Raw genomic sequence first — 26,707 nt, 5'->3', positions numbered from 1 at the left:
CCGACGCTCAAACGGGTTTCGTCTGGACCGTCCCTGACGCGGGTGTGAATACATACCTTAATATAGCGCCACCTAGACCTGCCGGCATGGTTGAGGGAATCGCGGCTGGACCGTGGTCGATCGTTCCAGCGCTCGTCGCCATCGGTCTCGCCTGGTACACCCGAGACGCGCTTATCGGGCTGTTCGTGGGCATCGTCATCACAGGCGTCCTTGTGGGCGCATTACACCCACAGGCAGTGGGGGTCCCATCGGACCTGATCACCGCTGGCGGTGAGGTGGCGACCGTCCAGCCACAGGCCGAGGACGGGAGTCCCTGGACGGTCGGCGTCGGTGGCATCGTACTTGGCGGTATCTTCGGACTGAAGCTCGTTCCGGAAATAATCGCCACGGCCCCGCTGTTCGGGGAGTGGTACGTCAAGAACGTCCTGCTCGCCATCTTTGCCATCGGTGGGCTGATCGGACTGATGATTCGAGCCGGTGCGATACAGGGCGTGCTGGAGGCCCTGGTGGCGCGGGCCGAGTCCGCCGCAGACGCCGAGAAGGCCGCGTTCCTGGCCGGTATCGCAATCCACATTGACGACTACTTCAACTGCCTCGTGGTCGGTTCGATGATGCGGCCGCTGACCGACAAGTTCGACGTCTCGCGGGCCAAGCTGGCCTATTACGTCGACTCAGCGGGGTCGCCGGCCTCCCGGCTCGCGTTCTACTCGACGTGGGGGGCGGCGATGGTCGGCTTCATCGGGGGCGGCCTCGTCGAGGCACAGCAGCAGGGGACGCTGCCGTCCGGGATGACAAACTTCGTGAACACCGGCGGCGAGCAAGTTACCGCGGCGACCGGGGCCGTCTGGCCGCTGTTTTTCAACACGCTGTTTACTGGCTTCTATTCGTGGATCGCGCTCGGCCTCGCCGGCCTCGTCGCGTGGCAAGTCGTGCCAAACATCTACGGGATGGGGACCGAGGAGTCCCGAGCGAGAAACGAGGGGAAGGTCGTCGGCGACGACGCCGACCCGATGATTTCCGCTGAGATGGACGAATACGAGGTATCCGAAACTGCCACGCCGGACTGGCGGAACTTCGCCTGGCCGATCCTCACGATGATTGTCGTCGGCCTCGGCGCGATGTTCTGGCGGGCCAGCCCCGTCATCTACGTCAAGGGGAAGGAAGGGATGGGGGCCACGCTGCTCCAGCTCGGCAGCTGGCAGCTAATCACGCCGCCAAGCGGTCCCTGGGCGTTCAACATCGGCGGCGTCCAGCTCGGTCTGGCCTCGTTCTCCGCGCTCATCGTCGGCTTCCTGCTGTATCGCTGGAAGGGCGACATCCCGTCGAACGACGACGCGACTGATGCGATGATGGTCGGCTTCAAGGGCATCCTCCTTGCGGCCGTCATCCTGATGTTCGCCAGTTCCATCCAGAACGCAGTGACGATACTGGGTGTTTCGTCGTTCGTGACGAACGTCTTTGGCGGCGTGCCGGCGTTCATCATTCCGGTGGGCGTCTTCCTCGTGACTTCCTTCGTCAGTTTCTCCGACGGGTCATCGTGGTCGACCTACGGCATCATGTTCCCCATCGCCATCCCGCTGGCGTTCTCGACGGGCGCGAACCTCCCGCTGGTCCTCGGCGCGGTGTTCAGCGGCGGCATCTTCGGTGACCACACCTCGCCAATCAGCGACACGACCGTCTTGGCCTCCTCAACGAGCGGGAGCGACCACATGGTCCACGTCAGGAGCCAGGCACCTTACGCCCTCATGGCGGCGGGTATCGCGGCCGTGCTGTTCCTCGTGTTCGGACTGGTGCTTCCAGAAGGGTTCCGCGTCATCCCGTACTGACGGGCGGCGATTTGTCCCCGTCCTCACCGCGTCTGAGCCCCGTGCCGATTAGAAAAGACCGGCATCCTCAATTTGCTTCTCGTAAAGGTCCTCGTACCTCGCCCGGACCTGCGCGTGGTCGAACTCGGCGCAGGACTCGTCGACGGTCCGGCGTTCGAAGCCGGCCGATTCGGTGATTTTGTCGGCGATTTCCTGCGGGTTCGTCACTCGGAACGCACGGTCGCGCTGCTCGATGAGTTCGTGAGCAGACGACTCGGCCTGGTACTCCACGATGCCGATACAGCCACAGGCCATCGCCCAGAGGAGATCTGTGGCGAAGCACTCCCGGAACGCTGTCTGGACAAACACGTGCGCACCCTTATAAATCGAGACGCGCTCTTCAGTGTCGCACGCGCCAGCGAAGGTCACGCGGTCGTCGATACGGAGGTCGGCCGCCTCCTGTTCGTAGTGCGCTCGTTCCGGCCCATCCCCGATGATCGTCGCCGACCAGCCCTTCTGCCTGAGCTCCGCCAGACCCAGCAGTAGCGATTCGACGTTCGCACTGCCGTCCAGTCGGTGGGCGTACACCACGTCAATTTCCTCGCCAGCATCGACTTCACTGACGAGGTCCATGTCGATGCTCTGTGGGAGTATCGCAGTCTGGTCCGCGGTCGCCCCCCGTTCGCGGACCCGCGTGCGGACGAGTTCGGAGGGGGTGATGAGACAGTCGGACGCCTGGAGTGCAAGGCCAGCCCGGCGGTTTTCGGGCACATTCTCGTCCCCGAACCACTCCGTGAGAAGCGGCGCACGCGAAAGCGTTGCACCGGTCTTGGCCGCGAGCGCGACTGACGCTGGCGTCGGGTGAACGTGAACGACATCCGGGCGGTATCGTGCCAACATGACCGGGAGGCGGACACAGAAGGAAGGGACAGTCGGCGAGACGGTAACGGCGCGGTACGTGATGCCGTCACGCTCGCGCTGATTGTCGAACCCCGGCCACCACTGCGAACAGAACACGGTCACGTCGTGGCCGGCAGCGGCGAGTTCGGTAGCCACCCGCTCCAGCCGGGTCCGGCCCACTGTGTCCCGGTACTGACTCGTCTCCATGGCGACGACCGCGACACGCATACAGGGGCGACGACGTGGCCGCTCAAAAAGCCCCCGTTTGTAACAAAAGGTTTTGCCCGTGCCTGCCCTCCCTCCCGTTGTGACCGCGTACGACCTTTCGCGCTATCTCAACGTCCGGAGCGCCTACGGCAGCTCGTTCGCGCCGGACGGGACGCTCGCTTTCCTGATGAACACGACCGGCGTTGCCCAGCTCTGGTCGCTTCCCGAACCCCACGGCTGGCCCGAACAGTTGACGTTCTACGACGACACTGTGAGCTTCGTCGACTTCTCGCCCGAACGCCAGGAACTCGTCTTCGGCATGGACGAGGGCGGCAACGAGCGGGCGCAGCTATACCGGCTCGACGCGGACGGGCACATCCACGAACTCACTGGGATGCCCGACGCGAAACACCGCTGGGGCGGCTGGTCGCCCGATGGTGAGCGGTTCGCGTTCGCGTCGAACCGCCGCGACGAGGCCGTCTTCGACATCTACGTACAGGACCGCGACGCGACCGGCGACGACGCGGAACTGGTCTGGGAGGGCGACGGCTGGTTCTCCGTCGGCGGCTTTTCGCCCGACGGCGAGCGCCTGCTGGTCAGCGAGGCCCACTCCAGTTTCGACCAGGACATCTACGTGCTTGACATCGACAGCGGGAACCGCAGCCATCTCACGCCACACGAGGGGAAGGTCCGCTACACGAGCGCGTCGTGGGGACCGGAGGGCGAGGCGGTGTATCTCGTCACCGACGCCGAAAGCGACACGCTCGAACTTGCCCGCCTTTCGCTTGAGGGCGACCTCGACATCGTCCGCTCGGACGACCAGTGGAACATCGACGGCGTCGCGCTTGACAAGGACAGTGGCCGTCTCGTGTACTCGCGCAACATCGACGGCTACAACGAACTCACCGTCGGCGAACTGACAGGGCCGACAACCATTGAGACGTTCCCGACGCCGGACCTGCCGGGCGGGCTGGCCGGGGGCGTTTCGTGGGGACCCGATGCCGAACGGTTCGCCGTCAGCGTTACCGGGCGGACGGTCAACACCAACGTGTTCGTCGTCGAGACTGAGACCGGCGAAAGCGAGCAGTGGACGGCCGCCTCGACGGCCGGCATCCCGCAGGAGACGCTCATCGAGCCTGAGGTCGTCCGGTTCGACTCCTTCGACGGGCGGGAGATTCCGGCGCTGTTCTCGCCGCCGGACGGTGCAGCTGACGGGGCCGGTGCTGACGGCGACACGCCCGTCATCGTCGATATCCACGGCGGCCCGGAGAGTCAGCGCCGACCGTCGTTCTCGGGCCTGACCCAGTACTTCCTCTCGCGGGGCTACGCCGTCTTCGAGCCCAACGTCCGCGGGTCGACCGGCTACGGGAAGGCCTACACGCACCTCGACGACGTGGAAAAGCGGATGGACTCGGTAAAGGACCTGCGGGCCGGCGTCGACTGGCTCCACAATCACCCGGCTGTCGATCCCGACCGAATCGTGGCGATGGGTGGGTCTTACGGCGGCTTCATGGTGCTTGCGGCACTGACTGAGTACCCGGACCTCTGGGCGGCCGGCGTCGACGTAGTCGGCATCGCCAACTTCGTGACGTTTCTGGAGAACACCGGTGACTGGCGGCGGGAACTCCGCGAGGCCGAGTACGGGTCTCTTGATACGGACCGCGAGTTCCTCGAATCCATCTCGCCGATCAACAACGTCGACCGAATCAACGCGCCGCTGTTCGTCCTCCACGGGGCCAACGACCCGCGTGTCCCGGTCGGCGAGGCCGAGCAAATCGCCGAGCAAGCGGCCGAACAGGGAGTTCCCGTGGAGAAACTCGTTTTCGATGACGAGGGACACGGCATCAGCAAGCGGGAGAACCGCATTGAGGCGTACACCGCTGTCGTCGAATTCCTCGACGACCACGTCTGAGCGAGTCATACTAACGTTGTCGCGGGTCCACTGTACGCGTGTTGTCACCGGTGCACCGGGTAGTTTCAAACCATGAGAGTGTTCAGGCGGATTTATTATGCTGCCGAAGCACCGTTTCGTATGGAGATAGCCGAGCGCTCGCGAGCACGGGTGCAAGAGCGTCTCGCCCGGCTCGAACAGGAGTTCGGCTCGACGCCGGTGGACCAGACCACCTTTTCGGTGGGCTCGGAGGCGTACCAGCGTGCTGTCGAGCGCTCACGGGAGGGGCAGGTCGACGTGCACGCGTTCGTCCACAACGAGTCGGGCGACGTGTTGCTGAGCGACGCTGACGGGTCCTGGGAGATCCCGCAAGGCCAGACACAGGGGGCCGAGCGGCCGGCGACAGCGGTCGAGCGGGTCGTCACCGAAACGGCCGGCGTCGCGTGTACGATTCGGGACGCGGTTCGAGCGACCATCTGTGGCGTGCGAAACGAGGCGGACCCGGACGCCGAGACGGTGTACCGGCTCAGTATCGTGTTCGACGCGGAGATCAAAAGCACCGCGGCCGAAAGCAGTGGCGCTGAGACGACCGGCGAGGCTGAAGCGTCGATCCGGTGGGACGACGCGGGCGATATCGCGGTGGCGGAACTGGTTTAGATAACGCCGGTGACCGTCGCCGCTTCGATGGCCGCTTCTTCACTCATTCCGTCCCCGAGCACCGTGTAGCGGTCGCGGATCTGATGGGCCGTGGTCAGCGCTTCGATCACCGTCTCGTCGTCGATGCCGAGTTCGTCTGCCGTCGTCGGCGCGCCGATGGCCGCCAGCGCGTCTCTGGCGTCTCGCCACTTGCCTTTCTGGCCGCTGTGGAGGTACTCGGTCATTATCGAGCCGACACCGACCTGATGGCCGTGGAGCGCGCCGTCGGGGACGAGCCGGTCCAGCTGGTGGGAAAACAGGTGTTCTGCGCCGCTCGCCGGCCGGGAGGAGTCAGCGATGGACATCGCGACGCCGGAGGAGACGAGCGCTTTCACGACAATCCAGGATGACTCCTCGAGCCCCTGCTTTATCGAGTCAGCGCTCTCGACGAGCATCTCGGCGGTCATCTGGGAGAGCGCGCCGGCGTACTCCGAGTAGTGGACGTTCTTCAGGCGATGGGCGAGCTGCCAGTCCCGAACCGCAGTGTAGTTCGAGATGATGTCGGCACAGCCAGCAGTGGTCAGCCGCCAGGGGGCCTCCGCCAGCACCTCGGTGTCGGCGATGACGGCCAGTGGTGGTTCGGCAGCGACGCTGTGGCGCGTATCACCTTCGGGGACAGAGCCGCGGCCGGAGACGATGCCGTCGTGGCTCGCGGCCGTCGGGACCGAGACGAAGCCCAGTCCCAGGTCGTCGGCCGCCATCTTCGTGATGTCGATAGCTTTCCCACCGCCGACACCAAGCAGGAAGCCCGCGTCGATGTCGCTCGCGTGGTCGATGACCTGCTGGACGGCGTCGAAACTGGCTTCTTCGATGACGATCTCGGATGGGTCGTACCCCTCGTCCTCGAACTGTGCGACGACCTGCTTGCCAGCGACATCGTGCGGCGTCGGACTGGAGACGACCAGCGGCCGGCCAGTCAGGTGGAGTTCGCTGACGGCCTCTATCGTCTGCCCGAGGACTCCGTGCCCGACCACGACGTTCCGGGGGAGGCGAATCCAGGTGCGTTTCTCGAACATGGTTGCCTGTCTCCGGGCACGCGTGAAAACAGTTTAGGTGCGCAGCATCAGTCAGGGCGCCGAAACCGAACCGGCGGCAAATCTTTTGACAAAGATTACACACCAGTTTTCCAAAAACAATTATTAACATCCACGGTTGGGTGCGCCTGTCATGGCACATGACACGACTGATGACGGCATGCAAGCGTCTCGGCGGACGTTTCTGAAAGCGACCGGCGTGGCCACGGCAGCGGCTGCCACCGGCGCAGGTGTTGGAACCGCCGCGGCGCAACCGGACGTCGATTCGCTCGTCGGCGACCTCACACTGGAGCAGAAAGCGGCCCAGATGACGCAGGTCGCGATTAGCTCCTTCGAGGCGGAACCCGAGGAATCGAACGTCCCCGACAGCTTCGGGGTTGACACGGTCGGCGAGTATTTCAGCGAACTCGGCGTCGGGTCGATCCTCTCAGGTGGGGCCGAACCGCCGAGCTTCGACGGCGAGACCGTGGTTCAGGGAATCAATGCCCTACAGGAGTACAACCTGGAAAACGCCGACCACGACATCCCATTCCTTTACGGCGTCGACGCGACACACGGGAACGGCCTGCTGGCAGGGGCAACGGTGTTCCCCCAACGGCTGAACATGGGTGCGACGCGCGACCTGAGCTTGATCGAGGCGGCCGAACGGCACACGAGCGACGCGACGGCGTCGATGGGCGCACACTGGACCTTCGCGCCAACGACTGATCTACAGCGGGACCCCCGCTGGGGCCGTTTCTTCGAGGGCATCAGCGAGGACCCGAAACTCGAAGCGGATGTCTCGCGGGTGCGAGCACGGGCGCTTGAGGACGACGACCGGCTGACGGCGTGTGTCAAACACTTCGCGGCCTACTCGATCCCGAACAACGGCAACGACCGCGCACCGGCCTCGACGTCGCTGCGTGACCTCCGGACGAACATCCTCCCGCCGTACCGGGAGGCACTGAAATCCGAACCCGGGACGGTAATGGTCAACAGCGGGTCGATAAACGGGGTTCCGGCCCACGCCTCTCACTGGCTGTTGACGACGCTACTTCGGGACACCTACGGCTATGAGGGAATGGTCATCTCAGACTGGGACGACCTGAACCGGATGATCACGAACCACGACTACGCACCCGACTTCGAGACGGCGACCGAGATGGCGATCAACGCCGGCGTCGACATGTACATGATCGGTAACGGCGGTGACGCGCCGGGCCCGGTTCAGTTCATCGACACCGTGGTCAGCCTCGTTGAAGACGGTGCGATTCCGATGGAGCGCATCGACGAGGCAGTCCGGCGGATCCTCGAACTAAAGGCCGACCTCGGCCTGTTCGAGCAGCCGACAGTCGACGAGTCCCGCATCGAGACCGTGCTCGGCGGCGCACAGGAGACCGCCGAGACGATGGCAAAGGAGTCGATGGTCCTCCTGAAAAATACTGATGACACGCTCCCGCTATCCGGCGACGAGAGCGTCCTGCTGACAGGCCCCGGCGTCGACAGCAACGGCAACAACACCCGCGCGCTGATGCAACACGGCGGCTGGACGCTCGGCTGGCAGGGGGCCAGCGCCGGCGGCCCGTTCCCGCGCCAGAACCTCCTCGAAGCGGAACTCCGCGCTCGCGTCGGCAGTCTCACGCACGTTCCCACCTCGTACGAGAACACCACCTGGTGGGCCGGCGAGGGCGACGGCGGGAACCAGCAGAGCGACGAGAACGGCAACTTCGACTTTACCGCCGAGCAGCGGTCACGGGTCGAGTCGGCTGGACCTGAATCCGATGTCGTCGTCGTCGTGCTCGGCGAGGGAACCCACAACGAAGGGTTCGGTGACCGGGACGAACTGGTGCTCGACGAGTCCCAGCAGGCGCTTCTCGACACCGTCGTCGAGTCCACCGACGATTCGGCGCCGATCATCGGCGTCATGCTTGCCGGTTCGCCACGGGGGTCTCCAGAAACGTTTAGCCAGCTTGACGCCCTCCTGTTTGCCGGCCAGCCCGGCAGCGACGGCGGGGTCGCTATCGCCGAGACGCTGGTCGGCGAGTACAATCCCTCCGGGAAGCTCCCGTTCAGCTGGCCAGAGAACGTTGGTACCACACCCGTGCAGTACACCCGTTACGACCCAACATCGACAGGCGGGACAGATAACACCGCAATCTACGAGTACGGCCACGGGCTCTCCTACACCGACTTCGAGTACGGGAGCGTCTCGGTCACTCAGCCCACTGTCGGCAACCCGGCGAACCAGTCCGAGGTGACCGTCAGCGTCGAGGTGACAAACACCGGCCGGATGGCCGGCGAGCACATCGTCGAGGTGTTTAACACCCAGTCCTATGGCTCAGTGCTCCAGCCGAGACGCCGGCTGCTCGGTTACGAGCGCGTCTCGCTGGGCCCCGGCGAGTTGACCACAGTCGACGTGACTGTCGACCTGACGGCGCTGGAGGTCGTTCCCGGTGACGTGCTCGGACTTGGCCCGAAGGTCGTCGAAGCCGGTGAGTACGAACTTACTGTCGGCCAAGACGGCCCGACGGCCACGCTCACGGTCCAGAACACGGCGAGCATCACCGATCCCGACCCCGTTCCGGGCCTCCCGGACGGGTCAGGGAGTACCCCCGGTCGGGGCAATAATGGGAACAATGGTAACGGCAACAACACCAGCCGCGACCCCACCATGGAAGACGTCGTTGACTTGCTCGACGAGGTTCGTGGGAGATCCTGAGACAGGTCCCGCAACCTACGCCGGGGTGTTCCCGCCGGCGCACCGGACCCCGAATACCCACTACGCACAGACACATGCCGGCCCGCTCCCACACCCACCAATCATTATGTATGTTCGATTAGATTAGCTGAAACAGCGATCCAGTGACAGAGAATCAGCCAGCACGGTTTCAGCAGGACATCCATGCCTGACTCCACACGCCAACCCAGCGCGCCCGTTCGGGACCGACTCCAGCAGTATGGCCTCTCCGAGACAGAGGCGGAAACGTACCTCGCTGTGGTCGAAAAGGGACCGGCAACAGCCCGAACGGTGGCCGAAACGGCGGGGGTCTCCAAAAGCTACGTGTACGACATCTGTGATTCGCTGGCCGTGGACGGCTTCGTCAGCGTCGACGACCATCGGACGCCGACGGTCATTCGCGCGACACCCCCGTCGGAGGCTTTCAGCGCGCTAAAACGCGAACTGGACACACTGGAGGCGGCAGTACAGACCCGATACGAGGACACCGCGGCCGAGAATAACACCTTCGAGGTGGTCAAGTCCCGACCGACCATCGTCAAACGGCTGGAGCAACACATCGAAGCGGCCGACTGCGAGGTTATCCTTCAGATCCCGGCCCGACGACTCCCCGATATCCGCGACCCGCTCCGCCGTGCCCGGGAGCGGGGCATCCTCGTGCTCCTGACACTGTCGAGTTACGACCGGGCGACGATGGAGTTGGACCTGAAGGAGATCGCCAACGCCGTCCGAATCGGCCTCGACGGCGCGCCTTCGTTGCTTGCGACGGACCAGCAGCGCGGGTTCGTCTCTCCGTCGACGATGCTCAGCTGGGACCACGACGAGACGAACGCGATCACGTTTACGCAAGAGGCTGTCGCAGCAGTGTTGGTTGGTTCCTACCTGGGCAATTACTGGCCGATAGGCGAGGAGGTCCTCGTTTCGCGACCCCCGTCACTCCCGGCTCGGTACGATATGTTCCGCCCCGTCGTGTTCACGACCACGCTTGCGCTCCGGGCTGGTGAGTCCGTCGTCGCCGACCTGTACGCACGGCCGACGGGCTCCGACGACGACTTCGAAGTGATATCCGGTGAGGTGGTTGATGTCCGACAGAACCTCGTTGCGCCCCACAACAGCGATTTCGGGTTCGAGAATTCGCTGGTCGTCGATACCGGAGACAGCCGCATCACCGTCGGCGGATACGGTGCGTTCTTAGAGGACTACGAGGTCAAGCACACGACGCTCCGCCGGGCGTAGTTGTCACTCGGTTAGGCGGTCAATAAGCGCTGCTTCCGTGTCACGGTCAGGTCCGAACTCACGGCCGGTTCGGTCGTTCTCCAGATGTTCGGCGACGGTCACCGCCAATGCCGTTTCGTGGGGCGTCGACGACCAGCCCAGACCTCGGAGCTTTGCCGTCGACAGCAGATGCGGTGAGTCGCGGTAGATGGGGAAATCGTCGGGGGCAAGCCCCGCCGCCCTGAGTTCGCGCTCGCCGACGCCGATGGTCTCGACATCCGTCTCGTGCACTCTGGCAAGCAGGTCGACCCACTCCCGGAGCGTCGGCGCGTGCTCGTCGCCGACGTTGTAGGCCTCGCCAGCCGTCCCTCGCTCCGCGACGAGACGGAGCGCACTCGCCACGTCCTCGACGTAGGCCATCTGCCACAGGCTGAGGCCGTCGCTGGGAACGACGACCCGGTCGTATTCGGCCACGCGGTCGACCCAGTAGGCGAACCGCTCGGTGTAGTCGTAGGGACCGTACACGACGGTCGGCCGGACGCTCATCGCCTGTACGCCGTCCTCCGCGGCAGCGAACACTTCGCGGTCGCCTTCGGCCTTCCGTGGCCCGTAGGTCTCCGCGCTGTCAGTTGTGGCCTGCTCGGCAGTACAGCCTGCAAGCGGCGTCTCCCCCTCCCGCTTGGGCGTCCGTTCAGCCCCGTAGGCCGCGCCGCTTGAGATATACACGTACGCGCCGACATCGGCAAACACGTCGGTCGCCACTCGGACATCCTCCGGAAAGTACGCCACGCAGTCGACGACTACGTCCGGGTTGACCCGCTCGCGAGCAGTTTCGAGTGTGTCCCGCTCACGTCGGTCACCTTCGATGTGGGCAACCTCAGCGTTCGTGAACGGATTCTGACGCCGTCCGCGGGTGAGCATTGTCACGTCGTAGCCTGCGTCGCGGAACTCGGTGACTGTGTGCCGACCGATGAACCGACCGCCGCCGATGACGAGGACACTGTCCATACGCCGTTCTCGGACGGGACCAGCAAAACAGTGTGGCTCACCGCCAGCGTCTGCCGCGGTCTGACAGTCGACACCGAGTGTTTGCTGGAGAGGCATGACGACCGACCCTCTCCAGAGAACAGCACGGCTAAAAAACGAATGAGGTGCGCCCTCGCGTCTGTGGTCAGTTGCCGGCCGTCGCGTTCGTCACGTTCGTCGAGAACCCTGTATCGGCGCTTGACGTGTTCCCGCCCCTGCTCCGGCCAGTCTGCAGGATGATGGGTGTTCCTTCGTCGTCAGTCGCCAGGATGACCTTATCCGAATCGTCGATGCTCTGGACGTACTGCTGTTTCAGCACGACCGGGTTCTCCCGAAGCGCCTCACCGCGAATCTCGATAACTCGGGCGTCGGCTTCGGCCTGAATCTCCTGCCGTTCCTTGTCGCGTTCGGCCTGTTGAATCTCGAATTTCTTCTCTTCGACGCGTTGCTTTGCGATTTCCTTGTCGTTGAGCGCCTGATCGTACGAGTCCGGGAGGTCAACGGTACGAACCTGTACTTCTTCGAGGACGAGCGCTTCGCCCTCGAACGCGGATTCGAGTTTCTGCTGTGCCGCCGCGCCGAGTCGCTCGCGGCCGTCGTTGGTGTATATCTCGCTCGTCTGGATACCTGCGGCCTCATTCCGGAGTTGCGACCGGACAGACGGTCGAATAAGTCGCTCCTCCGCCTGGCCGACGGTCCGCCATTCGGTGACGAATCCCGACGCGTCTGTTTCTTCGATCTTGTACCGGACGGTGATGTCGATGTCGACCGTCGTCCCATTGATGGTCTGAACGGTCACCGCATCGGCTTGTGACGGTCTGTCGCCTTCGCCCTCAGTGTTGGCCATGGTGTAGGTCCGGGGTCGGATTTCCACGTCCTGAACCGAGTCCTTGACTGGCACGATGATGTGTGCGCCCGGCTGGAGTTGATCGCCGGTTACCGCGCCGAACGATTTCTGGACGCCGACGTGGCCTTCGGGGACCTGATGATAGCCACCGAACAGCGCCGTTGCGACAGCGAGGGCGACAACGACGCTGACGGCAATGCGGAGGCCACGGCCGACATCGATATCGATGTCCGACCCGGAATCGGGGTCAGGACCGGGGATGTCACTCATGCTGTGCTCCGATGCGATACGACGGGTGGTTGTACGGGGACCATGTCCAGCACTTTGGCCCGACAGCTATAGGACCAGCGATTGATTGTCACGGTGTCACATTACGACCACAGAACGCGGCTCGATTGTGGCGGAAAAACAGCGCCCTTGACGACAGACAAAACGTCGAACAGTGGCGCTTCAGTCGTCTGTCGAGGCGGCGAAGTCAGCCTCGGCGGCTTCGGCGCTCGCCGCGGCCTTGGCCGGCGGCTCGTTGCGCACGTCGTCGCGCTCGCGGTCGGCGATGACCTCAGCGTAAGCGTCGGGCATCACCTTCGTGAAGTTCTCAACTTCGGCGTCCCAGTCGTCAAGCAACTCCGCCGCTCGGTCGGAGTCGGTGTAGGCGGCGTGGTTTTCGACGAGTCGAGTAATCATCTGGCGGTCCTTGCCTTCGAGCGTATCGGCCAGGGACACCATGCCGGTGTTTGCCTTCGCTGCGAACTCGCCGTCGGGGTCGTAGACGTACGCGACGCCGCCGGACATCCCGGCCGCGAAGTTCTTGCCCGTCTCGCCCAGCACGACGATAGCGCCACCGGTCATGTACTCACAGCCGTGGTCACCGACACCCTCGACGACGCCTTTGACCCCGGAGTTTCGGACGGCGAAGCGCTCGCCGGCCATGCCGTTGACGTAGGCCTCGCCCTGCGTCGCGCCGTACAGCGCGACGTTGCCGATGACGATGTTCTCCGACGGATCGAAGGGTGCCTGATCCGGCGTGTTCACGATGAGCTTCCCACCGGAGAGCCCCTTGCCGACGTAGTCGTTGGCCGTCCCAGTCAGTTCCATCGTCACGCCCTGTGCGAGGAACGCGCCGAAGGACTGGCCGGCCGTGCCGTCGAAGTCGACCCGGATAGTGTCGTCCGCGAGGCCGTCACTTGCGTGCTCGCGGGAGATGCGGTTCGAGAGCGTCGCCCCGACCGCACGGTCGACGTTGGTGATATCGGTGTCGATAGCGACCGGGTCGCCGCTGTAGATGGCGTCCTCGGCGGCGTCGATGAGGTCCCAGTCGAGTTGTTCGTCGACCTCGTGGGTCTGCTCGCGCTGCTTGTAGCGGCCGTCGTTGTCGGCCGGCTCAGCGATGACGCCCGAGAGGTCGAGCTTCTGGGCCTTGGGCTGGCTCACGTCGTCGCGCTGCTTGAGTACGCTCGGTCGGCCGATCATCTCGTCGATAGTCTCGAAGCCGAGTTCGGCCATGATCTCGCGCAGTTCCTGAGCCACGAACGTCATGTAGTTGATGACGTGCTGTGGCTCGCCGGGGAAGCGCTCGCGGAGGTTCTCGTTCTGCGTGGCGATGCCGACCGGACAGGTGTTTTCGTGGCACTGCCGAGCCATCACACAGCCCGAGGTGACCATCGAGGCGGTCCCGAAGGTGTACCCCTCGGCACCGAGCAGGGCGGCGACGGCCACGTCACGGCCGGTCTTCATGCCGCCGTCGGTGGTCACCTTGATGCGCGAGCGCAGGCCGGTGGCCCGGAGCATCTGATTGGCTTCTGAAACACCGAGCTCCCACGGGAGGCCAGCGTTCTTGATTGAGGTCTTCGGCGACGCACCGGTCCCGCCGTCGTGGCCCGAGATGTGGACTACGTCGGCGTTGGCCTTGGCGACGCCAGCCGCGATGGTCCCGATACCGTCTTCGGAGACCAGCTTAACGTTGATGTCAGCCTCGGGGTTTGAGGCCTTGAGGTCGTGGATGAGTTGCTTCAGGTCCTCGATGGAGTAGATATCGTGCAGCGGCGGCGGCGAAATGAGGCCGACGCCCGGCGTCGCGTACCGCACGTGGGCAATCATCTCGTTGACCTTCTTGCCGGGCAGGTGGCCACCCTCACCGGGCTTGGAGCCCTGTGCCATCTTGATCTGGAGTTCGTCAGCCGACGCGAGGTAGTCGGAGGTAACGCCAAAGCGGCCAGAAGCGACCTGCTTGGTCGTACACTCCTTCTCGGTGTCGAACCGTTCGGGCGGTTCGCCGCCTTCGCCGGTGTTGGCGTTGGCCCCGAGCCGGTTCATTGCGATGGCGTTGTTCTCGTGCATCTCGGGCGATAGCGACCCGAGCGACATCGCCGCGGTCTCGAAGCGCTCGACAATGTCGTCGACCGGCTCGACGTCCTCGATGGGGATGGACTCGCGGTCGGAGTCGAATTCGAGTAGGCCACGCAGCGTCTGGAGTTCCTCGTTCTGGTCGTTGACCAGTTCGGCGAACTCTTTGTACGTATCGTAGTCGCCCATCCGGACGGCTTGCTGGATCTTGCCGACCGTGTTGGGGTTCCACTGGTGGTGGATGCCGTTCGAGCGGAACTCGTACTCGCCCTGTCGCGGCATATCGGGCTCTTCCTCGCTCCAGGCGACATCATGGCGCTGGGTGAGGTCGTCCTCGATTTCCTCGATACCGATACCGTCGGTCCGGCAGGTCGTCCCTTCGAAGTACTCGGCGATGAAGTCCGAGGAGAGGCCGACGGCCTCGAAGATCTGGGCACCCTGATAGGACTCGACCGTGGAGATACCCATCTTGGCCATCGTCTTCAGCAGGCCGTCCTCAACGGCAGTGATGTAGGCATCGATGGCATCAGCCAGGTCCGCGCCGTCCGGTCCGGCCACCAGGTCCTCGATGGTCTGGTAGGCCAGGTACGGGTTGACCGCGCCGGCTCCGTAGCCGATGAGCGTCGCGAAGTGATGGACCGCACGCGGGTCACCGGACTCGACGACGAGCCCGACGTGGTTGCGGAGACCGTTGCGGACGAGATGGTGGTGGATGCCACCGACGGCAAGGAGGCTCGGAATCGGCACGCGGCCTTCGCTGGCCGCACGGTCCGAGAGCACGAGAATGTCGTGTTCCCGTGCTGCGGCGTCGGCTTCGGCCCGCACGTCTTCGACGGCCTGGCGAAGGTCGCCGCCCTCTTTGTAGGTGATATCGATGACCTTCGTGGACATGCCGTTGGCGTTCAGGTCCTTGATCGACTGCGTCTCCTCGTCAGTGAGGATTGGCGAGTCAAGCACGAGCTGGCGGGCGTGGCCCTGGCTCTCGTCGAGGATGTTACGCTGATGGCCCAGCCGGGACTCCAGTGAGGTAACGAGTTCCTCGCGGATGTAGTCAAGCGGCGGGTTCGTCACCTGAGCGAACAGCTGCTTGAAGTAGGTGAACAGCGGGCGGTTGAACTGCGAGAGAACCGACAGTGGCGTGTCATCGCCCATAGAGCCGACGGGGTCTTTCCCCTTCTCGGCCATCGGCTCAATGAGGTGGTCGACCTCGTCGTACGTGTAGCCGTACATGGCCTGCTGGCTCCGGAGTGCATCCGCAGGGTCCCGGGGTGCGTTGTCTTCGCGGTTGGCAACCTCGTCGATGTCGACCTGTTCTTCGGCGACCCACTCACCGTACTTGTCGTCGGCGATGTCGTCGAACACTTCCTCGTCGGGGATGACGCGACCCTCTTCGGGGTCAGCGAGGAAACACTGGCCGGGCTGGAGGCGCCCGCGTTCCTTGATTTCGCTGGCGTCGTGTTCGAGCGCACCGGCTTCGGAGGACATCACGAGCGTGTTGTCCTCAAGCACATCGTAGCGGCACGGGCGCAGCCCGTTCCGGTCCAGCACAGCGCCAATACGGTCGCCGTCGGTGGCTGCGACGAGGGCCGGGCCGTCCCAGGGTTCGACCAGCGAAGCGTGGTAGTCATAGAAATCACGCCGGTCGCCAGTCACGTCGTTCATCTCGCCGCGCCAGGCCTCGGGGATGAGCATCCGGAGGGCGTGGGGGAGGTCGCGGCCACCCTGCAGGAGCAGTTCGAGCGCGTTGTCGACGCTCGCGGTGTCTGACTGCTCGGGGTCGTCGATGATGGGCTTGATCTTCTCCAGATCGCCCTCGAACTCGTCGCTCTGGATGTCGGTTTCCCGAGCGCGCATCCAGTTGATGTTCCCCTGAATCGTGTTGAACTCGCCGTTGTGGATGACGCGACGATACGGATGGGCGAGGTGCCACGCGCCCAACGTGTTCGTCGAGAATCGGGCGTGGACCATCGCGAACGTCGACTGCATCTGCTCGTCTTCGAGGTCAGGGTAGTAGTCTTCGAGTTGTTCGGCCTTGAGCAGGCCCTTGTACACCACGACATCGGTTGCAAGCGAGACGACGTAGAATCGTTCGTGGCCCGGCGGCTTTTTTTCCTCGACTGTGTTTTCGAGCGCCCGGCGGCCGATGTATAGCTGGTTCTCGAAGGCGTCCCCGGTTTTGCCCGTTGCGGAGGTAACGAAGAACTGAACGATGTCGGGCTCGGATTCGAGCGCCGTCGCGCCAAGATCGCTGTTGTCCGTGGGAACGTCGCGCCAGTCGAGGACATCGAGGCCCTCAGCGGCGAGTTCCGTCTCGACGAGGTCTTTCAGACTCTCGGCGACCTCGTCGTCTTGCGGGAGAAAGAGCGTGCCGACGGCGTACTCGCCAGCGGGTGGCAGGTCGGCGTCGACTTCGGCAGCGAAAAACTCGTGTGGAATCTGGAGCATGATGCCTGCTCCGTCGCCCGTATCTTGCTCTGCTCCTGTCGTCCCTCGATGTTCGAGGTTGTCGAGGAGTTCGAGTCCGTCCGATACAACCCAGTGGTCGCTCTGGCCGTCGAGGTCCATGACGACTCCGACACCACAGTTCGACCGTTCGTCCGTGGGATCTGCAAGCCCGGCGTCGCCTGCAGAGAGACCTGTCTGTCGCTCAACCATGTGTTTCACGACTGGGGATGCAACTATAAGAGGGTAATCCTAATGGTATTAGTGTTGTTTAACCCCACATTAGGGAATATATATTTATAACGATTGTTCGAACTGTATCATCATTTATAAGAAGTCGTCTGCAGGCCGGCGGTTCACTTGGTGTTCAGCCGAGCACGGGTGCAGATGACTGCTCGATACCAGAAACGTAGGCCGTCATGTCAGTTGTCGTTAACATTCCGACGACTCCTTCCGTCTCATCAACGACAGGAAGGTGGTGGACACTGTGGTCCAACATCACGCTTGCGGCCGCCTCAACCGGGTCGTTTGCCGTCACTGTAACCAGATCCGTCGTCATGAATTCGGACACGTCTAACCCCGCCGTATCGCCACCCTTTGCGGCGATTTCGACGAAGTCCGTGGAGGTGAGAATCCCCAGCAACGCTCCGTCAGCGTCGACGACAACAACAGAACTGATGTTCTCGTCAAGCATCCGCTTGGCGACCGCTTTCGCGTTCGCGTCGGCGGCAACAGTGGTGACAGGCGATGACATAATTCGTCCGACAAACACGTCGTCCATGACAGTCGATAACATAGGCCGAGATATAACCGTGTTGGTTCCGGATATCTATCCATTTCACCTGCTGAGAAATATATAAGGTCTTAATATTCTGCGCTCGCCACGATGTATGCACCCCTTCAACTATTGGCCTCCTGTCTCCGATATCCCACTCCAACTGGTCGGTTGCATCAGGGCTGTCGGCCTTCCATTGCTGTCGTAAACTGTCTGTAGAACTGTATTTCCTACGACGGTATCTGTTCGCCGTTTGGCGTTTGTATGACTGTAGTCTGACGGCGATTTATATACATAGGGACAGCAGTGATTATCGGGGGCACGGAGGAAAATGTCACACGCTCCCCGACCCCATCCTTCCTTCATACTGCTAGCTGTACCTTCGTGAGAACGCATACTCCCTCAGCGGTGGCAATATGCTTCACGGCAGTATCAGCCGGCATCTATCTATACAAGCCCATCGTATATGAATTAAACTATGTCTGGTCATGCTCCCAGCGTCGCTATCGCCTGTCAGGGCGGCGGCAGCCACACCGCGTTCACCGCCGGCGCGCTGAAGCGACTGCTACCCGCTGTCGACGCTAATTACGAACTCGTGGGACTGAGCGGAACCTCCGGTGGCGCACTCTGTGCGGTCACCGCGTGGTACGGCCTGCTCAGCGCCGGCCCTGACCGCGCGGCCGACATGCTGGATGATGTCTGGTGCGACGTCGCCGCGGCCGACCCTGGCGAGTTTCTAGTCAATGAGTCGCTCGTTTGGCGCTCGCGCCTCCAACAGCTCATGTTCCCCATCCCGGAGGTCTCGCCGTACGCAGTGCCGGGCAATGCCGGCCAAGATTGGTATCTGGACCTGCTCGACCGACACATCGACTTCGACGACTTCGACTCGCTCGCGGCTGCGACCCCGCCGCACGTGACCATCGGTGCGGTTGACCTCAACAGCGGCAAGTTCGAAACCTTCTCAGACGACGCCATTACCCCGGAGACGGTGCTCGCGTCCGCCGCGTATCCGCTGCTGTACGAGGCCGTCGAGATGAACGACCACTGGCACTGGGACGGCCTGTTCTCGCAGAACCCGCCAGTCAAGGAGTTCCTGACCAGCGAGCGGCCAAAGCCCGACGAACTCTGGGTCATCCAGATCGAGCCACAGACCTACGACGGCGTCCCGACCTCGCTGGCGGAAATCACCGACCGCCGGCAGGAACTGTCCGGAAACATCTCGCTGAATCAGGAACTGGACTTCATCGAAACAGTGAACGACTGGGTACGGGCTGGCTATCTCCCCGACGAATACAGACACGTCGAGATCCGACACCTGCGACTCGCCAGGAAGCACACTCCGTCTTCGAAGGTGGACCGTGACCCGCGGTTCATCGAGGACCTGCTCGAACGCGGCGAGCGCGAGGCCGACGACTTCCTGAACCGGATCGCCTGATGCCCACTCGCTCCGCTCGGGCCCGTTCAGTAGCTCTTGGCGAAGTAGGCCGTCTCGTTCCGACCTTTTACTTCCTCGGGTGCGCTCGTGATACGCTCGCACCGCTCGTCGCAAAACGTCGGCGAAAACTTCGGTCCCTCGCTCCGCTCGGGCCCGTTCAGTAGCTCTTGGCGAAGTAAGCCGTCTCCTCGGCGTCCTCACCACAGATGGCGCAGTCCTCGTGGATCGGCTCCTCGTCGCGGTCAAGGGGCACCATCACGATTTCGGCCGCGATAGCGTCCTTGATCGGCTCCTCGCAGTCCTCGTCGCCACACCAACCACATTTCACGTAGCCGCCGTGCTGGCCGATAGTGCCGAGGATTTCCTCGCGGGACTCAGCCTCACGGATTTCGCCTTCCAGCGTCTCCTCAGCGCTGGCATATAGCTTGGCGTGGACGGTGTCGAGGTGGTCGGTAACGGTGTCGGCGATGCCGTCGCGGTCGACCGTCTCGGTTTCGCCGTCGGGCCGGTGGACCAGCGTGGCCTCACCGTCCTCAACCTCGTGGGGGCCGATTTCGACACGGAGGGGAACGCCGTGGAGTTCGTGTTCGTTGTACTTGAATCCGGGATTGCGGTGTTCGCGGTCGTCAAGTTCGACCCGGACGTCGGCCTCGTCCAGTTCGGCGGCGAGGTCGGCGGCGTAGTCAATGACCTCGTCCTTGTTGTCCTCCTGCCAGATCGGGACGACGACGACCTGATCGGGGGCGAGCGCTGGTGGAAGGACGAGCCCCTGGTCGTCGGAGTGGGTCATGATGAGCGCACCCATCGCGCGCCAGGACAGTCCCCACGAGGTCGTGTGGGCCGTGTTCTCCTCTTCGTCGGCGTCGGCGTAGGTGATGTCGAACGCCTCGCCGAAGGAGGTCCCGAGGTAGTGAGAGGTGGCGGCCTGCACGGTCTTGCCGTCGGGCATCAACGTCTCGATGGTAGTCGTCGTGTGCGCGCCGGGGAATTTATCGTGAGGGGGCTTGCGGCCCTTCAGCGGCGGCATCGCCATGACCTCCTCGTAGAGGCGAGCGTACTGGTCCAGACGAGTCATCGTCTCCTCCCACGCGCCGTCCTCGTCGGCGTGGGCGGTGTGACCCTCCTGCCAGAGGAACTCCTTGGTGCGGAAGAACGGCTTCGTCTCCGTTGCTTCCCACCGGACGACCGAACACCACTGGTTCAGTCGCATCGGGAGGTCCCGGTGCGATCGAGTCCACTGTGCCATGAACGGCGCGATGATGGACTCGCTGGTAGGCCGAACCGCGAGACGCTCTTCGAGTTCATTGTGGCCGCCGTGGGTTACCCACGCCACCTCGGGGTCGAACCCTTCGACAACGTCTTTCTCTTTCTCAAGATAGCTCTCGGGGATAAACAGTGGGAAGTAGGCGTTCTGCACGCCAGTGTCCTTGAACCAGCCGTCGAGGTTGTTCTGGATACGCTCCCAGATAGCGTAGCCGCGTGGGCGCGTAACGATGAACCCGCCCATAGGGGCGTAGTCCGCGAGGCCGGCCTTCTGGACGACCTCGGCGTACCACTCGCCGGGTGAATGCTCCTTGCTCTCGGTGATGCCGAGTTCCTGCTCGCCACTCATTAGGTGTGTCGTGGCCCACGGCGCTAATAAACTCCCCGAAGGGTGGTGAGCCGCTGGCACGCCGACCGACCCAGTTCGATGCCCCACTCCGCGCCGCGAGGACCGTTGTATCGGGGCCGGTATCAGGCCTGTTCAGCCCGAATGGAGAGGGCATCTCCGGGCCCAGGAGTGCCGAAAGTTGACGCCGCGGACCCGCCGCGAAGGAACAGTTCCTGATACGGGTCGTCCCCGCCTGCTGACCCCGGGACGATAGCGAGGGACCCTTCCGGAACGTTCGACACAGCGTCCCTGACGACGGCCTCACAGGACTCGCCGTTGAGTTCGACAGTGACTGTGTCGCTCTCCGGTGTGAACGCTGAGTGGCGGATCGAGGTCTTGACGTTCCCGTAGCCGTCGACGTGACAGACCACGGACTCGGGCGGGGCCGGCACGTCGTCGAGTGACCGCTCCGCCCCGAGAGATGAGTGATTCCCGTTTGCGATTTCGGCGACGCGGCGCGGGAACACGTCCCGCGAGCGGAACTGACCGGTGTCCGCCGGCAGTTCGATCTCACGGAAGGTCGCGGCGTGGTCGGCAATAAACGAGAGGTTGTAGCCGGCATCGACGGCGACGACGGGGACGCCGTTGTCCAGTTCGAGATAACAGAGCGCCCCGCCGGTGTCGGCTCGCTCTGGCGTCGACTCTGTCGTTCGTGGTGCCGTGTTCGAGTAAATCAGCAGGTCGTCGAACGTCGGATTGTGGACACCGAGTTGCGCGATCCAGAATCCAGTGGCGACCGTCGAGAATGGCTTGACTTCGGTCGACTGAACGGTCATCGTCGGGTCAGCGGCAGTGAGACGATGGACGACTTCTGAGAAGGCCGGGTCGGCCGGGCCGTAATCCGCGATGAGATGAACGAACGTGCTCATGTGAAGCTCCGGTCACCACCACGTCGGTACGCCTGTATAATCTTGTGCCTTGGTACCAGATGCAGAACTATCGAGCGTCCCTGACGACGCCGACTCAGGCACCGATTGTCGTCAGGGAGGCGATGGAGTCGGCGACGCGGCGTTCCATCCCTGTCCCAGCGAATCCCGGCACGGGGTCGACACCCTGTGCGTAGAACTCCGATTCGCTTTCGACAAACTCGACGCAGAGTGCCCGCGCGCCGAAGCGGTCTAGCAACTCCCGGACGCGGGCCGCAAGCGTCACCTCGACGGTCTCCTCGCTGATGATACGGTCCAGCCCGGACACTTCCGACCGGACCTGAATCGCTCGCAGATGGGTTTCGCGGCCGTCGTTGACGGCGAAGTACTTGTACTCCACCGGCTCCTCCTGAACACAGGCCTGGTAGAAATCACCCTCGTCACTGTTTACCGGCACACCGTCCCAAGAGTAGCGAGTGCGGGGGATGTAATCGCAGTCGGGCTTCTCGAACCAGACGGTCGGCACCTGACAGCCGACCTGCTCCAGTCCGTGCAGGGCGACGAGTCGGCAGGCAAGCGCCGTCGTCGGCAGGAACCCGTTCCACGTCTCAACGCCAACGCTGTCGGCGTACCGAAGGGCGCTGAATGACTCCGGCCCGAGCGTTGTATTGACGAGTGCAGATAGGTCGTCGATATCGGCTTTGGCCACCGGGTTTCCGGGGCGGAGAAACTGGATGTCAAACCCCCGAGCGGAGAGCCGCTCTGCGACGGCACCAAACACCAGGTGTTCAGGCTCGCAGATGAAGCCGATGCAGTCCATACCGCCACGTCTCAGCGGTCCGATAAAAAAGTCGCGCAAAACCGAACGACTGAGGCACCGTGGTTGCGAAGTGACGGCCTGATGAACCTGCTCAGTATTGGAGGGCATTCCGGTGCCGAGAGCTGGGACATCGTCGCCGTCGTTGTCCTCTCTGCCGTGGCCGGTGCAGTCCTGTGCGGGCTCGCCCTGGCCGCGTACCGACAGCGCGGGACGCGTGCATATCTGCTGATTGCGCTCGCACTCACCGCGCTGTTCGTCCGGCCACTCATTGCGCTGCTATCTGGGTTTTCAGTGGTTTCAGCACCGACCCACCATCTCCTCGAACACGCGCTCGATACCGTCTTTGTCGTGCTCGTCCTCGGCGCAGTGTACTACGCCCGGACAGTCGAGAAACGCCTCGATGAGGAGGGACTATGAGCGACACCAGAGTTCGGATTTACCGGCATATCGAGTCGAATCCGGGCGTCCACTTCCGAGAATTAACACGGGCGCTGGACCTCGCAACGGGACAGGTCCAGTACCACCTGTCCCGGCTTGACCGCGTTCACAGCGAGTCGGTCAACGGGCGCACGCATTACTACACGTCGTCATTTGACTCATGGGAGCGCCACGCAATCGCCTTCCTCCGTCGCGAGACGGCGAGAGACATTCTCCTTACGCTCATAGAGCGCGAAACCGCTCGCCCCGACGAGGTAGCCGACCACCTTGATATCGCCCGGAGTACGCTCGAACACCACCTGCGCGGTCTGGTCGAATACGACATCGTGGAAAAGCGCCGAGACAGTGGCCGGGTGACGCTGGCGCTCTGCCGGCCGGACCTGACGGTCGAACTGCTCGCGGCAGTTGAGCCCACGGTATCCAGCCGCCTGTCGGGCCGCTTCACCCGGCTACTCGACCGGCTGTTCGAGAGCGAGTAGCCCGGTTTCCGTGGGCAGCGGGTGCTTTCGAGTCCTGTACCACAATCCAATTGCACGGGCAGCCCATAGCGTCGATGATGACTGAACGTGGGATTTCCCGACGCGAGTTCGCCAAGAGCGCCGTGGCCATCGGCGGCACCGCGGCGCTGGCTGCCTGTCTCGACCGCGGGTCGGGAACTGTACCCAAGGGAACCGACGACCCCTCGTCTCTCCCGGCGCGTCAGCACGCCTGGGACGCGTCGCTGGCGACGGACGACGCGGGGAACAACCGACTGTCGCGACACCACGTCCTCCTATTGCTTGACTACGCCAGCGACGGACCGCCGACCGATGCCGACCGCGAGCAGGTCGAAGCGGCGCTTCGAGACCTCGAACGGGCCTACGAGTGGAGCAACGAGGGACTGCTGTTCACGCTCGCATACAGTCCGGCCTACTTCGACCGCTTTGAGGCCGACGTAGCCGGTGTCGACCTGCCCGAACCAATGGCGCTTGCCCCCTTCGAGGACCCAGAACTCGACACACCAGACGCACTGCTACACCTCGCGAGCGATGACGAGCGGGCCGTTATCGCCGCCGAGGAAGCGCTGAAAGGCAACCGAGACACGGTGAACGACCACGAGATGAGCGCTACCTTCGAGGGTGTCCTGCGCGAGGCGGAGCGCCGGACGGGATTCGTCGGCGCCGGTCTGCCCGCCGAGAATCAAGACGTCGACGGGGTTCCGGACTCCGAACCGGTCCCCGAGGAGGCCCCGCTGTGACGGGATTCGTCGGCGCCGGTCTGCCCGCCGAGAATCAAGACGTCGACGGGGTTCCGGACTCCGAACCGGTCCCCGAGGAGGCCCCGCTGTTCATGGGATTCAAATCCGGGTTCAAGGAGAACCAGGCTTCCGAGGACCGGGTAACGGTCGATTCGGGGCCGTTCGCCGGCGGCGCGACCCAGCACCTCTCGAAAATCCGGCTGCAACTCCAGCAGTGGTACGAACAGGACTCCCGAGACCAGCGCGTCTCGAAGATGTTCTGTCCGGCCCACGCCGCCGAGGACAAGGTCGAAGGCGTCGGCGAGAACCTCGGCACTGACAACGGTGCCGGTGAGTGCCCACAAGACGTGGTCGACAGCGGCCGGCGAGAGGGCGTTGTCGGCCACGCACAGAAGATGTCCCGCGTCAGAGAAGACGGAACACCGACGCTCCTCCGCCGGGACTTTAGTTCGACCGACGGCGGTGAAGCGGGATTGCACTTCCTCTCGCTACAGCGTTCTATTGCCGACTTCGTCGCGACAAAACAGGCGATGAACGGCACCGATGTCGCGAACGACTCCGCTGTCGGGCAGCGAGTGAACAACGGTATCCTCCAGTATATGACGGTCACGCGACGCGGGAACTACCTGCTTCCGCCACGCTCGCTGCGTTCCCTGCCCCGAGCGAACCCGGACACGTGAGCGGTAGGCGGAGCCACGCAGTCCTGCTTTCGGCCGCCGTACCAGAACGGTCTTTCAGATGAGGACCCAAAGACGGTCTATGAATCGACGACAGTTCCTCGCCAGTGCCGGCCTCGCCGGCACGACGGTCCTGGCGGGGTGTGGCTCGCTGAGTTCCCAGTCGACACGCGCTCCACCGCTGGTCGAGAACCGCCCTGACGCCACGTACCGCCCAACCCACGCAGAGGGGATGGGGATGGCCGGCATAGCGCAGGCGGGCGAGTACATGGTCGGACTGAGCTACTCCTTTCCCCACCGGTTCTGGACAGTAACCGGGACGACAGCCGAAAAGGTCGACATCCGGAGCGAGGACAGCGTCCACCTGATGGCGACTATCTGGGACCCCGAAACGGAAATGGTACTCCCAGTGTCCGCCGGCCTCTCAATCACAATCGAGCGCGACGGCGAGACAGTCGCCGACAAGTCCCCGTGGCCGATGATCTCCCAGAACATGGGGTTTCACTACGGCGACAACTACACACTCGGTGGCGACGGCGTCTATCAGCTCTCGGTCCGCGTCAACGGGATGGGCGAGCGCCGGCTGGGTGCCCTCGAAGGCCGATTCAACGAGGCCGGCGAGGCGACGGTCGAATTCGACTTCGCCCAGAACACGCGCGACCAGCTCTCCTTTGAGGAGTTCCCGGACTCACAGGGCGAACGCGCGGCGGTCGACCTGATGAACATGGATATGGTGCCAACCTCGCAGGTCCCCGAAGTGTCGGCCCTGCCCGGAACGGTCCTCGGGACGGACAAAGGGAGTGACGGCGTCTACGCCGTTACGTGGCTGCAGGACGCGGCGTTCCTTGCCGACGGTGAGTCGTACCTCGCCGTCTCGGCTCGGACACCGTACAACCGCGTTCCCCTCCCGATGATGTCCCTCGACGGAACCGTAGAGGCCGACAGCGAGACGCTGTTTGAAGACGCGCTGACCGCCGCGGTCCACCCCGAACTCGGATATCACTACGGCGCAATCGTCGAGACAGCAGCGCAAGCGCCGTCCGTCAGTGTCGACGTCGTCGCCCCGCCACAGGTGTCTCGTCACGAGGGATACGAGACAGCGTTCCTGACGGCGCCTTCGTTCTCGTTTGCCAGCGGCTAACCGCGATTAATCCATCCATTCGACGTAGTCCGGACACTCGTCGCATTCCACGCGGGTCGCCCATCTCTCACCGCGGTCGTGGTTCAACGGCGCCACCTTGGTGACGTTGACGTTCACTGAGCCGCATTTCGGACACTGTCCTGGTATTTTGGAGTTGGACATCGTCTGGTTTCCTCTTGGCTAATACACAATTCTCAGTTGTCAGTAATGTTATTTTCCCCCTGAATTACACCCAGGCCGGCAGCGTACAACTCACAGCACAGTCAACACTGACTGTAGAACAGAACCGGCCAGTTGCGGTTCTCGGAGGCTACATGGTCAGTACAATGGTAACTACCCAATAGGGAGACGGAGAGGGATGTGAACGGCCGCTCCAGCAATACCCAGAGGCTGCAGTAGACTGCAACACCACGCTTACGGCCCCCTTTCAGTCAGTCGAACCACTCGGTGTAATCGTGACAATCGCGGCACTCGGCACGGATGCTCCACTCGTCTCCGCGCTCGTGAAAGGACGGTGCAACCCTGTGTATCCGGACAGCGACTAC

Annotated in this window: 18 protein-coding genes and 1 pseudogene; 10 read left to right on the top strand and 9 right to left on the bottom strand. The window is 63.4% G+C overall.

Going from position 1 to position 26,707, the window contains the following annotated elements; all coding sequences use genetic code 11:
• The first annotated feature begins 86 nt into the window (after window positions 1-86).
• Window positions 87-1,826, top strand: coding sequence for a Na+/H+ antiporter NhaC family protein (locus tag RR_RS04820; RefSeq protein ID WP_049938706.1), 1,740 nt, complete (start codon window positions 87-89; stop codon window positions 1,824-1,826).
• 48 nt (window positions 1,827-1,874) lie between these two features.
• On the opposite strand, the gene RR_RS04815 is transcribed toward RR_RS04820, so the two are convergent.
• The gene (locus RR_RS04815) at window positions 1,875-2,933 is read right to left on the bottom strand and encodes a glycosyltransferase (RefSeq protein WP_011222870.1); all 1,059 of its coding nucleotides are present in this window, start codon (window positions 2,931-2,933) and stop codon (window positions 1,875-1,877) included.
• A 79-nt stretch (window positions 2,934-3,012) separates the two neighbouring features.
• Here RR_RS04815 and RR_RS04810 point away from each other — a divergent pair, with 79 nt between their 5' ends.
• Together RR_RS04810 and RR_RS04805 are read left to right on the top strand one after the other, a co-directional pair.
• Entirely contained in the window at window positions 3,013-4,824 is a 1,812-nt protein-coding gene (locus RR_RS04810) for a S9 family peptidase (protein WP_049938704.1), read from the top strand.
• A gap of 120 nt (window positions 4,825-4,944) precedes the next feature.
• The gene (locus tag RR_RS04805) at window positions 4,945-5,460 is read left to right on the top strand and encodes a hypothetical protein (RefSeq protein ID WP_007188304.1); all 516 of its coding nucleotides are present in this window, start codon (window positions 4,945-4,947) and stop codon (window positions 5,458-5,460) included.
• Here the strand turns inward: RR_RS04805 and RR_RS04800 are convergent.
• Window positions 5,457-6,515, bottom strand: coding sequence for an NAD(P)-dependent glycerol-1-phosphate dehydrogenase (locus RR_RS04800; protein ID WP_011222867.1), 1,059 nt, complete (start codon window positions 6,513-6,515; stop codon window positions 5,457-5,459). The genes RR_RS04805 and RR_RS04800 overlap by 4 nt on opposite strands.
• Window positions 6,516-6,666: 151 nt before the next feature.
• Here RR_RS04800 and RR_RS04795 point away from each other — a divergent pair, with 151 nt between their 5' ends.
• A complete protein-coding gene (locus tag RR_RS04795; RefSeq protein WP_011222866.1) occupies window positions 6,667-9,231 on the top strand; it encodes a glycoside hydrolase family 3 protein in 2,565 nt (854 codons plus the stop codon).
• A gap of 183 nt (window positions 9,232-9,414) precedes the next feature.
• On the top strand, window positions 9,415-10,485 hold the full coding sequence (locus RR_RS04790; protein ID WP_011222865.1) for a TrmB family transcriptional regulator: 1,071 nt from the start codon (window positions 9,415-9,417) through the stop codon (window positions 10,483-10,485).
• A gap of 3 nt (window positions 10,486-10,488) precedes the next feature.
• On the opposite strand, the gene RR_RS04785 is transcribed toward RR_RS04790, so the two are convergent.
• From RR_RS04785 to RR_RS04770, 4 genes are all read right to left on the bottom strand, one after another.
• Window positions 10,489-11,472: an NAD-dependent epimerase/dehydratase family protein gene (locus RR_RS04785; protein WP_171814229.1), complete on the bottom strand. Its 984-nt coding sequence runs from the start codon at window positions 11,470-11,472 to the stop codon at window positions 10,489-10,491.
• 163 nt (window positions 11,473-11,635) lie between these two features.
• On the bottom strand, window positions 11,636-12,607 hold the full coding sequence (locus tag RR_RS04780) for a prohibitin family protein (RefSeq protein ID WP_011222863.1): 972 nt from the start codon (window positions 12,605-12,607) through the stop codon (window positions 11,636-11,638).
• A gap of 180 nt (window positions 12,608-12,787) precedes the next feature.
• Window positions 12,788-17,335, bottom strand: a complete 4,548-nt coding sequence (gene gltB, locus RR_RS04775; RefSeq protein ID WP_011222862.1) for a glutamate synthase large subunit — start codon at window positions 17,333-17,335, stop codon at window positions 12,788-12,790.
• Between the two features lie 154 nt (window positions 17,336-17,489).
• On the bottom strand, window positions 17,490-17,903 hold the full coding sequence (locus RR_RS04770) for a CBS domain-containing protein (protein WP_049938701.1): 414 nt from the start codon (window positions 17,901-17,903) through the stop codon (window positions 17,490-17,492).
• Window positions 17,904-18,375: 472 nt separating this feature from the next.
• Here RR_RS04770 and RR_RS04765 point away from each other — a divergent pair, with 472 nt between their 5' ends.
• Window positions 18,376-19,332, top strand: coding sequence for a patatin-like phospholipase family protein (locus RR_RS04765; RefSeq protein WP_011222860.1), 957 nt, complete (start codon window positions 18,376-18,378; stop codon window positions 19,330-19,332).
• Between the two features lie 157 nt (window positions 19,333-19,489).
• Here the strand turns inward: RR_RS04765 and proS are convergent, their stop codons facing one another.
• From proS to RR_RS04750, 3 genes are all read right to left on the bottom strand, one after another.
• A complete protein-coding gene (proS, locus tag RR_RS04760; protein WP_011222859.1) occupies window positions 19,490-20,944 on the bottom strand; it encodes a proline--tRNA ligase in 1,455 nt (484 codons plus the stop codon).
• 122 nt (window positions 20,945-21,066) lie between these two features.
• Window positions 21,067-21,852: an SAM hydrolase/SAM-dependent halogenase family protein gene (locus RR_RS04755; RefSeq protein WP_011222858.1), complete on the bottom strand. Its 786-nt coding sequence runs from the start codon at window positions 21,850-21,852 to the stop codon at window positions 21,067-21,069.
• A 94-nt stretch (window positions 21,853-21,946) separates the two neighbouring features.
• Entirely contained in the window at window positions 21,947-22,669 is a 723-nt protein-coding gene (locus RR_RS04750; RefSeq protein ID WP_049938700.1) for a hypothetical protein, read from the bottom strand.
• A gap of 81 nt (window positions 22,670-22,750) precedes the next feature.
• On the opposite strand from RR_RS04750, the gene RR_RS04745 reads away from it, so the two are divergent.
• From RR_RS04745 to RR_RS04730, 4 genes and pseudogenes are all read left to right on the top strand, one after another.
• Window positions 22,751-23,086 carry a DUF7471 family protein gene (locus RR_RS04745; protein ID WP_007188293.1) on the top strand — a complete coding sequence of 112 codons (336 nt, stop codon included), beginning with the start codon at window positions 22,751-22,753 and terminating at the stop codon, window positions 23,084-23,086.
• Window positions 23,083-23,586: a winged helix-turn-helix transcriptional regulator gene (locus RR_RS04740; protein WP_011222856.1), complete on the top strand. Its 504-nt coding sequence runs from the start codon at window positions 23,083-23,085 to the stop codon at window positions 23,584-23,586. The genes RR_RS04745 and RR_RS04740 overlap by 4 nt, the downstream gene beginning before the upstream one ends.
• A gap of 77 nt (window positions 23,587-23,663) precedes the next feature.
• Window positions 23,664-25,024, top strand: a pseudogene (locus tag RR_RS04735) (Tat pathway signal protein).
• Window positions 25,025-25,103: 79 nt separating this feature from the next.
• Entirely contained in the window at window positions 25,104-26,162 is a 1,059-nt protein-coding gene (locus RR_RS04730) for a DUF7350 domain-containing protein (RefSeq protein WP_049938698.1), read from the top strand.
• The last annotated feature ends 545 nt before the right edge of the window (window positions 26,163-26,707 follow it).

This window comes from Haloarcula marismortui ATCC 43049, assembly GCF_000011085.1.
GTDB lineage: Archaea > Halobacteriota > Halobacteria > Halobacteriales > Haloarculaceae > Haloarcula > Haloarcula marismortui.
This window is presented reverse-complemented; position numbering and strand designations above follow the sequence as displayed.

What these genes read in the sequence shown, in the direction of transcription:
- RR_RS04820 (WP_049938706.1), top strand. Translation starts at nt 87, where the DNA reads ATGGTTGAGGGAATCGCGGCTGGACCGTGGTCGATCGTTCCAGCGCTC.
- RR_RS04815 (WP_011222870.1), bottom strand. Translation starts at nt 2,933, where the DNA reads ATGCGTGTCGCGGTCGTCGCCATGGAGACGAGTCAGTACCGGGACACA.
- RR_RS04805 (WP_007188304.1), top strand. Translation starts at nt 4,945, where the DNA reads ATGGAGATAGCCGAGCGCTCGCGAGCACGGGTGCAAGAGCGTCTCGCC.
- RR_RS04800 (WP_011222867.1), bottom strand. Translation starts at nt 6,515, where the DNA reads ATGTTCGAGAAACGCACCTGGATTCGCCTCCCCCGGAACGTCGTGGTC.
- RR_RS04795 (WP_011222866.1), top strand. Translation starts at nt 6,667, where the DNA reads ATGGCACATGACACGACTGATGACGGCATGCAAGCGTCTCGGCGGACG.
- RR_RS04790 (WP_011222865.1), top strand. Translation starts at nt 9,415, where the DNA reads ATGCCTGACTCCACACGCCAACCCAGCGCGCCCGTTCGGGACCGACTC.
- RR_RS04785 (WP_171814229.1), bottom strand. Translation starts at nt 11,472, where the DNA reads ATGGACAGTGTCCTCGTCATCGGCGGCGGTCGGTTCATCGGTCGGCAC.
- RR_RS04780 (WP_011222863.1), bottom strand. Translation starts at nt 12,607, where the DNA reads ATGAGTGACATCCCCGGTCCTGACCCCGATTCCGGGTCGGACATCGAT.
- gltB (WP_011222862.1), bottom strand. Translation starts at nt 17,335, where the DNA reads ATGGTTGAGCGACAGACAGGTCTCTCTGCAGGCGACGCCGGGCTTGCA.
- RR_RS04770 (WP_049938701.1), bottom strand. Translation starts at nt 17,903, where the DNA reads ATGGACGACGTGTTTGTCGGACGAATTATGTCATCGCCTGTCACCACT.
- RR_RS04765 (WP_011222860.1), top strand. Translation starts at nt 18,376, where the DNA reads ATGTCTGGTCATGCTCCCAGCGTCGCTATCGCCTGTCAGGGCGGCGGC.
- proS (WP_011222859.1), bottom strand. Translation starts at nt 20,944, where the DNA reads ATGAGTGGCGAGCAGGAACTCGGCATCACCGAGAGCAAGGAGCATTCA.
- RR_RS04755 (WP_011222858.1), bottom strand. Translation starts at nt 21,852, where the DNA reads ATGAGCACGTTCGTTCATCTCATCGCGGATTACGGCCCGGCCGACCCG.
- RR_RS04750 (WP_049938700.1), bottom strand. Translation starts at nt 22,669, where the DNA reads ATGGACTGCATCGGCTTCATCTGCGAGCCTGAACACCTGGTGTTTGGT.
- RR_RS04745 (WP_007188293.1), top strand. Translation starts at nt 22,751, where the DNA reads ATGAACCTGCTCAGTATTGGAGGGCATTCCGGTGCCGAGAGCTGGGAC.
- RR_RS04740 (WP_011222856.1), top strand. Translation starts at nt 23,083, where the DNA reads ATGAGCGACACCAGAGTTCGGATTTACCGGCATATCGAGTCGAATCCG.
- RR_RS04730 (WP_049938698.1), top strand. Translation starts at nt 25,104, where the DNA reads ATGAATCGACGACAGTTCCTCGCCAGTGCCGGCCTCGCCGGCACGACG.